The 12,177-nt window shown below is 60.9% G+C and carries 12 protein-coding genes; 7 read left to right on the top strand and 5 right to left on the bottom strand.

Going from position 1 to position 12,177, the window contains the following annotated elements; genetic code table 11:
- The 3 genes from HP546_RS17290 to HP546_RS17280 form a co-directional block, all read left to right on the top strand.
- Positions 1-321: 3-keto-5-aminohexanoate cleavage protein (locus tag HP546_RS17290; RefSeq protein ID WP_172227714.1), on the top strand; the 321-nt coding region annotated here is incomplete at its 5' end.
- A 20-nt stretch (positions 322-341) separates the two neighbouring features.
- Entirely contained in the window at positions 342-1,307 is a 966-nt protein-coding gene (locus tag HP546_RS17285) for an L-carnitine dehydrogenase (protein ID WP_172227712.1), read from the top strand.
- A gap of 10 nt (positions 1,308-1,317) precedes the next feature.
- Positions 1,318-1,785 (top strand): thioesterase family protein, encoded by a 468-nt coding sequence (locus tag HP546_RS17280; protein ID WP_172227710.1) that lies wholly within the window; start codon positions 1,318-1,320, stop codon positions 1,783-1,785.
- Positions 1,786-1,837: 52 nt separating this feature from the next.
- On the opposite strand, the gene HP546_RS17275 is transcribed toward HP546_RS17280, so the two are convergent.
- The gene (locus HP546_RS17275) at positions 1,838-3,346 is read right to left on the bottom strand and encodes a reprolysin-like metallopeptidase (protein ID WP_172227708.1); all 1,509 of its coding nucleotides are present in this window, start codon (positions 3,344-3,346) and stop codon (positions 1,838-1,840) included.
- A gap of 465 nt (positions 3,347-3,811) precedes the next feature.
- Between HP546_RS17275 and HP546_RS17270 the strand changes: the two genes are divergently transcribed.
- A complete protein-coding gene (locus tag HP546_RS17270; RefSeq protein WP_159412923.1) occupies positions 3,812-4,069 on the top strand; it encodes a hypothetical protein in 258 nt (85 codons plus the stop codon).
- A 358-nt stretch (positions 4,070-4,427) separates the two neighbouring features.
- On the opposite strand, the gene HP546_RS17265 is transcribed toward HP546_RS17270, so the two are convergent.
- Together HP546_RS17265 and HP546_RS17260 are read right to left on the bottom strand one after the other, a co-directional pair.
- Positions 4,428-5,534 carry a GlxA family transcriptional regulator gene (locus HP546_RS17265; protein ID WP_172227706.1) on the bottom strand — a complete coding sequence of 369 codons (1,107 nt, stop codon included), beginning with the start codon at positions 5,532-5,534 and terminating at the stop codon, positions 4,428-4,430.
- Positions 5,535-6,041: 507 nt separating this feature from the next.
- Positions 6,042-7,418: an L-serine ammonia-lyase gene (locus HP546_RS17260; RefSeq protein WP_172227704.1), complete on the bottom strand. Its 1,377-nt coding sequence runs from the start codon at positions 7,416-7,418 to the stop codon at positions 6,042-6,044.
- Positions 7,419-7,871: 453 nt separating this feature from the next.
- Here HP546_RS17260 and HP546_RS17255 point away from each other — a divergent pair, with 453 nt between their 5' ends.
- From HP546_RS17255 to choV, 3 genes are all read left to right on the top strand, one after another.
- Entirely contained in the window at positions 7,872-8,819 is a 948-nt protein-coding gene (locus HP546_RS17255; protein ID WP_172227702.1) for a choline ABC transporter substrate-binding protein, read from the top strand.
- A gap of 81 nt (positions 8,820-8,900) precedes the next feature.
- Positions 8,901-9,749: a choline ABC transporter permease subunit gene (gene choW, locus HP546_RS17250; RefSeq protein ID WP_172227716.1), complete on the top strand. Its 849-nt coding sequence runs from the start codon at positions 8,901-8,903 to the stop codon at positions 9,747-9,749.
- The gene (gene choV, locus HP546_RS17245; RefSeq protein WP_172227700.1) at positions 9,746-10,924 is read left to right on the top strand and encodes a choline ABC transporter ATP-binding protein; all 1,179 of its coding nucleotides are present in this window, start codon (positions 9,746-9,748) and stop codon (positions 10,922-10,924) included. Before choW ends, choV begins: the two co-directional genes overlap by 4 nt.
- 135 nt (positions 10,925-11,059) lie before the next feature.
- Here choV and hisF read toward each other — a convergent pair whose 3' ends face one another.
- Together hisF and HP546_RS17235 are read right to left on the bottom strand one after the other, a co-directional pair.
- Complete coding sequence (gene hisF, locus HP546_RS17240) at positions 11,060-11,830, bottom strand: imidazole glycerol phosphate synthase subunit HisF (protein WP_172227698.1); 771 nt, start codon at positions 11,828-11,830, stop codon at positions 11,060-11,062.
- Positions 11,831-11,840: 10 nt separating this feature from the next.
- Positions 11,841-12,177: HisA/HisF-related TIM barrel protein (locus HP546_RS17235; RefSeq protein WP_172227696.1), on the bottom strand; the 337-nt coding region annotated here is incomplete at its 5' end.

The following is a 12,177-nucleotide window of genomic DNA, read 5'->3' as shown; positions in this document are numbered from 1 at the left end:
CTGTTCCAACTGTGCCTGGGCATCCCGTGGGGCGCGCCGGCCGACACCACCACCATGAAAGCCATGGTCGACAACCTGCCGGCCAACGTCACCTGGGCCGGCTTCGGCATCGGCCGCATGCAGATGCCGATGGCCGCGCAGGCGGTGTTGCTCGGCGGTAACGTGCGGGTGGGCCTTGAAGACAACCTGTACCTGGACAAGGGCGTGCTGGCCAGCAACGGCCAGCTGGTCGAGCGCGCGAGCGAAATCATCGCCCGCCTGGGTGGCCGCGTGCTCACCCCGGCTGAGGGCCGGGAAAAGATGAACCTCAACCGCCGCTGATGCCCTTCTGGAGCCCTGATATGCCCTTCATCACCGAGATCAAGACCTTCGCTGCCCTGGGTAGCGGCGTAATCGGCAGCGGCTGGGTTGCCCGCGCCCTGGCCCACGGCCTGGACGTAGTCGCCTGGGACCCTGCCCCCGGCGCCGAGCAAGCGCTGCGCAAACGTATCGCCAACGCGTGGCCGGCCCTGGAGAAACAAGGCCTCGCCCCAGGTGCAGCCCAAGATCGCCTGAAGTTCGTTGCCACCATCGAAGAATGCGTACGCGACGCCGACTTCATTCAGGAAAGTGCACCAGAGCGGCTGGACCTGAAGCTCGACCTGCACGCAAAAATCAGCGCCGCCGCCAAGCCCGACGCGATCATCGGCAGCAGCACCTCTGGCCTTCTGCCCAGCGAGTTCTACGAATCCGCCATTCACCCAGAGCGTTGTGTGGTCGGCCACCCGTTCAACCCGGTTTACCTGCTACCACTGGTGGAAATCGTTGGCGGCAATCAAACCTCGCCAGCGGCAATCGAGGCTGCAAAAACCATCTACACCGCACTGGGCATGCGCCCGTTGCATGTGCGCAAGGAAGTGCCCGGCTTTATTGCCGACCGCCTGCTCGAAGCGCTGTGGCGCGAGGCCTTGCATCTGGTCAATGACGGCGTGGCGACTACCGGCGAGATCGACGACGCGATCCGCTTTGGCGCCGGCCTGCGCTGGTCGTTCATGGGTACGTTTCTCACCTACACCCTGGCCGGTGGCGATGCCGGCATGCGCCACTTCATGTCGCAATTCGGCCCAGCCCTGAAGCTGCCGTGGACCTACCTGCCAGCGCCGGAGCTGACCGACCAATTGATCGACGACGTGGTCGACGGCACCTCGGAACAATTGGGGGATCGCAGCATCGCCGCGCTGGAGCGCTATCGTGATGACACCCTGCTGGCGGTGCTGGAGGCGGTGAAAACCAGCAAAGCCGAGCACGGCATGGCCTTTGGCGATTAAGGAGCACGCGATGCCCGAACTGATCACTTACCGCACCCCGGTCCAGGCGGACTGGGTGGACTACAACGGCCATCTGCGCGATGCCTTCTACCTGCTGATCTTCAGCTACGCCACCGACGCACTGATGGAACGGATCGGCCTGGATGCGGAGAGCCGTGGCCAAAACGGTCATTCACTGTTTACCCTGGAAGCGCACATCAATTATCTGCACGAAGTGAAACTGGGGACCGAGGTGTGGGTGCAAACGCAGATCCTCGACTTCGACCGCAAGCGCCTGCACGTGTATCACAGCCTGCACCGCGATGGCTTTGCCGAGGCATTGGCGGCAAGCGAGCAGATGTTGCTGCATGTTGACCTGGCAGGGCCGAGGTCTACGCCGTTCGCGGAGCACAGCGTCGCTTGCCTACGGGAACTCCAGACCGCCGTAGGGTCGGCATGCCCGCAGTACGTGGGCAGATGTATCGGGCTAGGCCGCTAACCGAAGTTTTGCCAGCGGTGTAGAGCCCGCTGGCAAAATATGGCAGTGCGTTTCAGTACTCATTGCTCCACACCTGATAGACCTTATCGTCGAGCGAGCCGCCAAGCCAGTTGAGCTCAGCACCAGGGATTTCGACAGGTCCCTGCAATGTGGGCAGCTCAAGATCACCGTCCAGCCTGAGGCTAATGTACCTTGCCCCGCTGCCTGAATCGGACAGAATGCGAACCCTGGCACCCGGTTTGACTTTGGAAACTTTCAAGGACGACACTCTTTTCTGCCATCCCTCGCCACACATGTCTGCAAGGTAGGCGCTAACTCCACCTTTACTGGTGAAGGTGCAGGCGTTTCCCTGATAGTTTGCATGCTCGTAGACTGTGAAGTTATTACCATCCGCATAAAAGTCCTCCACTACTTCTCTGCGCTCATTGAAGCGGCGCGCCACATCGTGATGCTCTCGTGTTCCAACAGGTATAGTTTCAAACTCAATATCCGGATTTGAGTGATACGGTATCAGTGGGCAAGCGGGATTGCAGCCATATGACATCTGAGTGCTGAACCTAGGACTTCCCGTAATATATCGATATCCAAACATATAGGGTGGCCTGCCGACTGGGTCCCCGTCATGCCAATTATGGTGGGCGCCTAAATTGTGCCCCAGCTCATGAGCCAAAGAACCAAAACATGAAACCACAGAGTGCCCTTGAGCTTTGGATGTGTTCAGCCACGCCATACCGCAGTACTCTCTACCTGCAGAGTACATGGAAACCAGGTCGGCACGCACTGCGTCTCGTACCTTGAGTAGATCAGGTCCAAAAGGTTTCGCCAGGCGCATGTCATCTAGTTGCTGCTTGTAAGTCCTGCCTGTCTCATCGTAGTCAGCGTCATAAAAACCCGCAAGCTGGTAGGTGATGGCTACACGACTGTTCCGCATGTAGAGGTTGGCATTTTGCAGTGCCTGGGCAAAAGGCAGCCGGTAACTGGGATTTATTGCCCTGGACTGTTTAGTAGACACCAGCAACATGCGTATTATGCTGTACGCCGATTGCGGCTGCTTGCCTGTGCTGGGGTCTTTAATTCCTGAGTCGAGGGCAGCCAACGGCTCGGCCTCCGGTGATAACTTAGCTTCATCAACTTTGACCAGCACATGCCTTTGGTTGCCGATGTAATCCAAGCGATAGAGTTGACCATCAATGTGGATATCGCCCACCACCTTATCGCCTTCACGGACAATGGAAACCCAGTTGAATGGGTCAAAATCCATTTCGGAAGGGGATGTAAAGCGCTGCCTGCGATCAGTTGCGACGTCACCCACCCAACCGATCATCCCTGGGGCCGGCGAATCGGAATTTCTAAGTTGATAATGGCTGACTTTACCGCTGGTCGACTGCACGATCAGTGTCTTGGCTTCAGCTGAAATGGCAGATGGCCTGACGTCCACTTCCTGGATATCAAGGGTGGCCGGGGCGGCTAGCAGGGTAGCGAGATAAGGGTATGTCCCAGGCTCATGTAGGAGGGCTTCCAGCGACTGACGCCCTTGTGCCGCTCGCAGCTCATAAAGCATCGCAGATGGAGCTCGAGAGTTCGGGGGCGCAGTAGCCGGAACGCTGCAGGCCGCTACAAGAAGGGCCGGTAAGATTATCCCCAGACACCTCAGAGCCATTGCTTTCACGATCTCACTCCACAGTGGAAATTCGAGACCACTTAAAAGCAGACAGCGCACTGTCACAACTGGCAGAAATGCCAGGCAGGTCCAGCCTGCGCATAAAAAATAGCCCCGGAAAGCCGTGAGCATCCGGGGCCAAGAGCGAGCAGCATCCACTGTGCATGAACGAGGGTGACCAAACCCTCCGTTGCGGTAGATGGCTTGAGTGTGCTCACTTCGCGGAGGGTGGATTTAGCCGTAAACGACCTGTTCTTAGCCAAAGCAGCCATGCCGGCATTCTGTTGTTGCGGGTATGTCGCGGTCGTCACAGAATCGGTCGTAAATCACAGCAGCACTCTCTTAGCGATAAAAGGGACAACAGCCATGATGCATGCGGATTTGATTGACCAGGACGACTTGGCAGGCCACCTGCGCGCGCGCGGGTTCGACATACCCGCCGGGGCCAGTGCCGAGCAGGCCTGCGAAGCGGTGGTGCGTGGGCTGACCGAGCCCAATGCGCGTGCGCTGAAGGGGATGGTGGAGCAGATGTATACCGGTAGCGCGACGATTCTGCCGGCGGTGCGCCAGGCGATCGACAAGCAGCTGTTGCCGGCCCTGGCGCAGTTCAGCAGGCGCGCCTGACCGAGTCGTCCTGTTCCGGCCCAATCGCCGGCAAGCCAGCCCCCACAGGGATCACACAAGCCCCGACACTTGTGCCGAACCTGGGGATAAGCCAATAACCCGCGCATGGTTTTGGCCAAGAACGCCGGCAGGGCGGCGAACACCGGAATGATCAGGCTCAAACTTTCGGAAGAAACGGTGAATGCCCAAGGATAGTGGCCAGCAGGTCCGGCCTCTTCGCGGGTAAACCCGCTCCCACAGAGATCGCGCACGCTTTTTAAATTCTGTGCAAGACAGTTGCTTCCACAGGCCGTGCACAGGCTTGAGCTTGCACGGTCCCTGTGGGAGCGGCTTTAGCCGCGAAGCAAGCGACGCAGTGTCAGAGCCTCACACTGGCAAACGTCGACTCGTTGCGCGCCTGGCTCAATGCCCCCAACGGCCCGCTGTGCGGCGACAGGGTCATGGCCTGCGGGATCGGCATCATCGCCACCTGCTGCGCAGTGTTGGAGCCCACACGCTCGTCACGCGGCGGGATGCCGAAGTACTCGCGGTAGCACTTGGAGAAGTGCGGCGTGGACACAAAACCGCACACTGACGCCACTTCGATGATCGACATCGGCGTCTGCTTCAGCAGCTGGCGTGCGCGGATCAGCCGCAGCTTCAGGTAATAACGCGATGGCGAGCAATGCAGGTATTTCTGGAACAGCCGCTCGAGCTGCCGACGCGACACCGCCACATACACCGCCAGTTCGTCCAGATCGATCGGTTCTTCGAGGTTGGCCTCCATCAGCGCGACAATCTCTTGCAGCTTCGGCTGGTTGGTGCCGAGCATGTGCTTGAGCGGCACGCGCTGGTGGTCCTGCTCGTTGCGAATGCGCTCGTAGACGAACATTTCCGAAATCGCCGCCGACAGCTCGCGGCCATGGTCGCGGCTGATCAGGTGCAGCATCATGTCCAGCGGCGCGGTACCGCCAGAGCTGGTGAAGCGGTTGCGGTCGAGGGTGAACAGGCGGGTGCTCATGTTCACCCGTGGGTAAGCCTCCTGCATCGCCGCCAGGCATTCCCAGTGCACGCTGCAATCGAAGCCATCCAGCAGGCCGGCGCAGGCCAGTGCCCAGCTGCCGGTACACACCGCACCAAGGCGGCGCGACTGACGGGCCTGAGACTGCAGCCAGGTAACGTGCTCACGGGTGACCGAACGCTGGATGCCAACCCCACCGCAGACGATAACGGTGTCGATGGGGGGGGCATTGGTGATGGCGGCATCGGGGGTGATCTGCAGACCGTCACTGGCCCATACCTGCCCGCCGTCGACGGTCAGCGTGTGCCAGCGGTACAGCTCCCGGCCAGAAAGCTGGTTGGCCATACGCAATGGCTCGACCGCCGAGGCCAGTGAGATGAGGGTGAAATTGTCCAATAGAAGAAACCCGATGGACTGGGGTGCTGTGCGGTTCTGGGTTGGGGTCCCGGAGGTGTACGACGTCATCGCGATTTCTCCTCACACAAATGCAGGGTGTGCCTCAGGCGGGCACTGATTTCTTGTTATTGCCCCGTTTCATGTGCAGGGCTGGGTGCCAATCTCAACGCAAACGCCGTGCCTGAAATTGAACGGCTATCCAAAAAAACCTGAAAACGACGCCTTTATCAGGCAAATCAGGTGCTTTGGTCGAGTTGGCCAACTATCGCAAAACGCCGTGCTAGGCGCCGTGCGTGTAACCGCTGAGCAATTTGGTGACAGGGGCAGTGTAAGTTGCCCAGAAACGACACTCTTGAGTGTCACCGACAATGCCCACACTGATAACGACACCCGACGATCGGTAGGCGTCATGCCGCACCATAAGAGGGCATTGGTTCTTGTCATGCACCTGTGTGGTAGCACAGGCCCCATTGCCGGCAAGCCAGCTCCCACAGGTCCACCACCGCCTCTGAGAGCTATGGAATCCCTGTGGGAGCTGGCTTGCCGGCGATGAGGCCAGTGAAGTCCGCTACACGATCAACATTCGATCGCGCTGACCGCCAGGCCACCGCGCGAAGTCTCTTTGTACTTGTCGTGCATGTCGGCACCGGTGTCGCGCATGGTGCGGATCACCTGGTCGAGAGAAATGAAGTGCTCCCCGTCGCCACGCAGGGCCATCTGTACCGCATTGATGGCTTTTACTGCGGCAATGGCGTTGCGCTCGATGCACGGCACCTGTACCAACCCGCCCACCGGGTCGCAGGTCAGGCCCAGGTTGTGCTCCAGGGCGATTTCCGCAGCATTCTCCACTTGCGGGGGAGTCGCACCGAGTATTTCGGCCAGGCCGGCAGCAGCCATGGCACAAGCTGAACCGACCTCACCCTGGCAGCCAACCTCGGCACCGGAAATGGAGGCGTTTTTCTTGCACAGGATGCCCACGGCCGCAGCGGCCAGGAAGTAATCGACCACGTTGGATTCGTCCACCGCATCGCTGAAGCGCATGTAGTAATGCAGTACTGCGGGGATAATGCCCGCCGCACCGTTGGTAGGCGCGGTGACCATGCGCCCGCCAGCGGCGTTCTCTTCGTTGACCGCCAGGGCGAACAGGTTGACCCATTCCATGGCGCTCATGGTCGAGCCGATGACGTTGGGCTTGCCGATTTCCTGCAGGCTGCGGTGCAGCTTGGCGGCACGTCGGCGCACATTCAGCCCGCCGGGCAGTGTGCCTTCGTACTTGAGGCCGTTGTTGACGCATTCCTGCATGGCTTCCCAGAGCTTGTACAGGCCGGCGCGGATCTCTTCCTCGCTGCGCCAGACCTTCTCGTTGGCCATCATCAATTGCGACACGCTGAGGTCGTTTTGCTTGCACAGGCGCAGCAGTTCGGCAGCGCTGTTGAAGTCATACGGCAGCACCGTCTGATCAGCATCCAGCACACCGCTGGCGGCCTGGGCGGCATCGACCACAAAGCCGCCACCCACCGAGTAGTAGGTGTCGCGGTGCAACTCGCCCTGCTCGCCTTCGGCAACCAAGGTCATGGCGTTGGGGTGGTACGGCAGGTTTTCGTCCAGCAGCAGCATGTCGCGGGCCCAGACGAATTCGATGGGCAGGCGGTTGTCCAGCTGCAGGGTGTTGGTTTCACGCAGGTCGGCGATGCGCGGCACGATCTGGGTGGGGTCGATGGCATCAGGCCATTCGCCCATCAGGCCCATGATGGTGGCGTTGTCGGTGCCGTGGCCGATGCCGGTGGCCGACAGCGAGCCGTACAGGCGCACTTCGACACGCTTCACACGTTCCAGCTCGCCGCGTTCGCGCAGGCCCTGGACGAACAGGGCGCCGGCACGCATGGGGCCAACGGTGTGGGAGCTGGAAGGCCCGACACCGATCTTGAACAGGTCGAACACGCTGATGGCCATTGTCGCTTCACCTCTTGCTGGGCTTGTCTCTGCGCGCCATGCGCAGGGCGGGGCAGCTGCTAGGCTGAAACAGCGGGCCGCCTTGAATGCCAGCATCATCGGGCTTTTCCCGCCCCCCTCGCCGTCTGCAACCGACGTACTTTTGTCCAGCAGCGCCTCGCTGTTTCAGGCCGGAAAGTTGCCACCATGACGCCGCTTTCCGGTGGCCTGGTGACGCAAAAATGCGGCTGGAGGGGTGGAAAAACTCATAAGCGACATCGCCCGTACTGGATACGACCCGTTCCGTACTGGTTACGACCCCACCAGTAGGCGATTGCCCGGCGCTGGAGGATTATCGAAAGCGACTCGTAAAGCACGGCCACGCATCCTGCCCTCTGCAGGCCTGGTCGACCGGACCCTCAGAAAGCCCGGCGACCCACGCGAACCCGAAGACAAAATCACAGGAGTCCATCCATGAAAGGTTCACCCTCGCTGTTGCTGGTTGCGATGTTGTCTGCGCCGTTACTGGCCCAGGCTGCCGAACCCGAGCAGTGTCAAACGGTACGTTTCTCGGATGTCGGCTGGACCGACATCACGGTCACCACCGCGACCACCAGCGTTGTGCTCGAAGCCCTGGGTTACAAGACCCACACCACCATGATCTCGGTACCGGTGACCTACAAGTCGCTGGCCACCGGCAAGGACCTGGACGTGTTTCTCGGCAACTGGATGCCGACCATGGAGAACGACATCAAGCAGTACCGCGATGCCGGTACTGTCGAGACCGTGCGCGCCAACCTGGAAAACGCCAAGTACACCCTCGCCGTGCCTCAGGCGCTGTACGACAAGGGCCTGAAGGATTTCAGCGACATTCCCAAGTTCAAGAAGGAACTGGACGGCAAGATCTACGGCATCGAGCCCGGCAACGACGGCAACCGCACCATCCAGAGCATGATCGACAAGAACGCCTTCGGCCTCAAGGACGCCGGTTTCAAGATCGTGCAGTCCAGCGAGGCCGGCATGCTGTCGCAGGTCGACCGCGCGCAAAAGCGCGGTGAAGCGATGGTATTCCTGGGCTGGGAACCGCACCCGATGAACACCCGCTTCAAGATGCAGTACCTGACCGGCGGGGACGACTTTTTCGGCCCCGACTTCGGCAAGGCGACGGTATTGACCAACACCCGCAAGGGCTATGCGCAGGAGTGCAGCAACGTTGGCCAGCTGCTGAAGAACCTGTCGTTCGAGCTCAAGGATGAAAGCACCATGATGGGCTATGTCCTGGACGACAAGATGAAACCCGAAGCAGCCGCCAAGAAGTGGCTCAAGGATAACCCCGGCAAGCTGGACACCTGGCTGGCTGGCGTTACCACCGTGGACGGCAAACCCGGCCTTGAGGCGGCCAAGGCCAAGCTGACGCAATAACGAAATACGCAATAGCGCTACCTCGGGGCAGGACCGTGCCTGCCCCGGGTTGATTTCAATCTACGCAGGTGGAAGCTCGCTATCATGCTTATCGATCAGAAAATACCCCTGGGCCAGTACATCGCGTCGTTCGTCGAATGGCTGACCCAGAACGGCGCTGAATATTTCGACGCCATCGCGCAAGGCCTGGAGTTCATGATTCATGGCGTGACCAGCGCCCTGACCTGGTTCAACCCGTTCGTCCTCATCGCCCTGTTCGCCGCCCTGGCGCACCTGATCCAGCGCAAGTGGGCGCTGACTGCCTTCGTGGCAGTGTCGTTCCTGCTGATCCTCAACCTGGGCTACTGGCAGGAAACCATGGAAACCCTGGCGCAGGTCACCTTCGCCACGGTGGTATGCGTGGCCATCGGCGTGCCGCTGGGCATCGTCGCCGCGCACAAGCCGATGTTCTATACCGCCATGCGCCCGGTGCTCGACCTGATGCAGACGGTGCCTACCTTCGTCTACCTGATCCCTACCCTGACCCTTTTCGGCCTTGGTGTGGTGCCCGGGCTGATCTCGACGGTGGTGTTCGCCATCGCCGCACCTATCCGCCTGACCTACCTGGGTATCTGCGACGTGCCGCAAGAGCTGATGGATGCCGGCAAGGCCTTTGGCTGCTCGCGGCGCCAGCTGCTGACCCGTATCGAACTGCCGCATGCGATGCCGAGCATCGCCGCCGGCGTTACCCAGTGCATCATGCTGTCGCTGTCGATGGTGGTGATCGCCGCGCTGGTCGGCGCTGACGGCCTGGGCAAACCTGTGGTCAACGCACTGAACACCGCCGATATCTCCCTGGGCTTCGAAGCGGGCCTGGCGATCGTGCTGCTGGCGATCATGCTCGACCGTATCTGCAAGCAACCGGAACTGCCGGTAAGGGGTGAAGCATGAGCATCATTCGATTCGAAGACGTCGACGTCATCTTCTCCAACAAGCCGCGCGAGGCCCTGGCCTTGCTCGACAAGGGCCAGACCCGCGAGCAGATCCTCAAGCAGACCGGCCTGGTGGTCGGCGTCGAAAAAGCCAACCTGGACATCCAGAAAGGCGAGATCTGCGTACTGATGGGCCTGTCCGGCTCGGGCAAGTCGAGCCTGCTGCGCTGCATCAACGGCCTCAACACCGTCAGCCGCGGCAAGCTGTTCGTCGAGCATGAAGGCAAGAACATCGACATTGCCCACTGCACCCCGGCCGAGCTGAAGATGATGCGCACCAAGCGCATTGCCATGGTGTTCCAGAAGTTCGCCCTGATGCCCTGGCTGACGGTACGCGAGAACATCAGCTTTGGCCTGGAAATGCAGGGTCGGCCGGAAAAGGAACGGCGCAAGCTGGTCGACGAAAAACTGGAGTTGGTGGGCCTGACCCAATGGCGTAACAAGAAACCGGACGAGCTGTCCGGTGGCATGCAGCAGCGCGTGGGCCTGGCCCGGGCGCTGGCGATGGATGCCGACATCCTGCTGATGGACGAACCGTTCTCGGCCCTTGACCCACTGATCCGCCAAGGCCTGCAAGACGAACTGCTGGGCCTGCAGGCCAAGCTGAGCAAGACCATCGTGTTCGTCAGCCACGACCTTGACGAGGCACTGAAGCTGGGTAGCCGCATCGCCATCATGAAGGACGGGCGCATCATCCAGTACAGCAAACCGGAAGAGATCGTGCTCAACCCTGCCGACGAATACGTGCGTACCTTCGTTGCCCATACCAACCCGCTGAACGTGCTGTGCGGCCGCAGCCTGATGCGCAGCCTGGACAAGTGCAAGCGGGTGAATGGCTCGGTGTGCCTGGACCCGGGTGGCGATTCGTGGCTGGACCTGGGCGAAGGCAACTCGATCAAGCGCGCGCGCCAGGGGCAGAACGGGCTGGAGATGCAGAACTGGGCGCCGGGGCAGTCCGTGGAAGGGCTGGGGCGTCGGCCAACCTTGGTGCATGCGGATATCGGCATGCGCGAGGCACTGCAGATTCGCTACCAGACTGGTAACAAGCTGGTGCTGCAGGAGAATGACAAGATGGTGGGGATTCTTGGGGATACCGAGCTTTATCACGCTTTGCTCGGCAAGAATCACGGTTGAAGCTATTGGGGCCGCTTTGCGGCCCATCGCCGGCAAGCCAGCTCCCACAGGTAATGCACAAGGCACAGGGCCTGCGCTGTACCTGTGGGAGCTGGCTTGCCGGCGATGGGCTGCAAAGCAGCCCCCATCAATCGATCAGCGAACGACGATGCCGCGGGCAGCCATATAGGCCTTGGCCTCCGGCACCGTGTACTCGCCAAAGTGGAAGATACTGGCCGCCAGCACCGCGCTGGCATGCCCTTCCACAATGCCGTCGGCCAGGTGCTGCAAGTTGCCAACACCACCCGAAGCAATCACCGGAATACCCAGCGCATCACTGATGGCACGGGTAACGCCCAGGTCGAAGCCGTTCTTCATGCCATCCTGGTCCATGCTGGTCAGCAGGATCTCACCCGCCCCCAGGCCTTCCATCTTCTTCGCCCACTCGACGGCATCCAGCCCGGTCGGCTTGCGCCCGCCGTGGGTGAAGATCTCCCAACGCGGCGCTTCGCCAGGTCCGGACACCTTCTTGGCATCAATCGCCACGACGATGCACTGCGAACCGAACCGGTCAGCAGCCTCGCCGACGAACTCCGGGTTGAACACTGCGGCGGTATTGATGGAAACCTTGTCGGCACCGGCGTTGAGCAAGTTGCGGATGTCTTGCACGGTACGCACGCCACCGCCCACGGTCAGCGGGATGAACACCTGGCTAGCCATGCGCTCGACGGTATGCAGGGTGGTGTCGCGGCCATCGACGCTGGCGGTGATGTCGAGGAAGGTGATTTCGTCGGCACCTTGCTCGTTGTAGCGACGGGCGATTTCCACCGGGTCGCCGGCATCACGGATGTTCTCGAACTTGACGCCCTTGACCACCCGGCCGTTATCCACGTCCAGGCAAGGGATGATGCGCTTGGCCAGTGCCATGGTTCAGTCCTCAGCCTTGGTAGGTATCGCAGAAGGCCTGGGCCTCGGCGACATCCAGGGTGCCTTCGTAGATGGCACGGCCAGTGATGGCGCCGACGATGCCGGGAGCCTTGGCGTCCAGCAGGGCCTTGATGTCACCCAGGTTGTGGATGCCACCCGAGGCGATCACCGGAATACGCGTGGCTTCGGCCAGGGCCTTGGTGAAGGGCACGTTGCAGCCCTGCATCATGCCGTCCTTGGCGATGTCGGTGTAGACGATCGCCGAGACGCCATCGGCCTCGAAACGCTTGGCCAGGTCGATGACCTGCACCGAGCTGACTTCAGCCCAGCCGTCGGTGGCCACGAAG

Source organism: Pseudomonas sp. CM25 (assembly GCF_013179705.1).
Taxonomy (GTDB): domain Bacteria; phylum Pseudomonadota; class Gammaproteobacteria; order Pseudomonadales; family Pseudomonadaceae; genus Aquipseudomonas.
This window is presented reverse-complemented; position numbering and strand designations above follow the sequence as displayed.

Coding starts and splice junctions, on each gene's coding strand:
- HP546_RS17265 (WP_172227706.1), bottom strand. CDS start 5,534: ATGACGTCGTACACCTCCGGGACCCCAACCCAGAACCGCACAGCACCC.
- HP546_RS17260 (WP_172227704.1), bottom strand. CDS start 7,418: ATGGCCATCAGCGTGTTCGACCTGTTCAAGATCGGTGTCGGGCCTTCC.
- hisF (WP_172227698.1), bottom strand. CDS start 11,830: ATGGCACTGGCCAAGCGCATCATCCCTTGCCTGGACGTGGATAACGGC.
- HP546_RS17275 (WP_172227708.1), bottom strand. CDS start 3,346: ATGCTTTATGAGCTGCGAGCGGCACAAGGGCGTCAGTCGCTGGAAGCC.
- HP546_RS17280 (WP_172227710.1), top strand. CDS start 1,318: ATGCCCGAACTGATCACTTACCGCACCCCGGTCCAGGCGGACTGGGTG.
- HP546_RS17270 (WP_159412923.1), top strand. CDS start 3,812: ATGATGCATGCGGATTTGATTGACCAGGACGACTTGGCAGGCCACCTG.
- HP546_RS17255 (WP_172227702.1), top strand. CDS start 7,872: ATGAAAGGTTCACCCTCGCTGTTGCTGGTTGCGATGTTGTCTGCGCCG.
- HP546_RS17285 (WP_172227712.1), top strand. CDS start 342: ATGCCCTTCATCACCGAGATCAAGACCTTCGCTGCCCTGGGTAGCGGC.
- choV (WP_172227700.1), top strand. CDS start 9,746: ATGAGCATCATTCGATTCGAAGACGTCGACGTCATCTTCTCCAACAAG.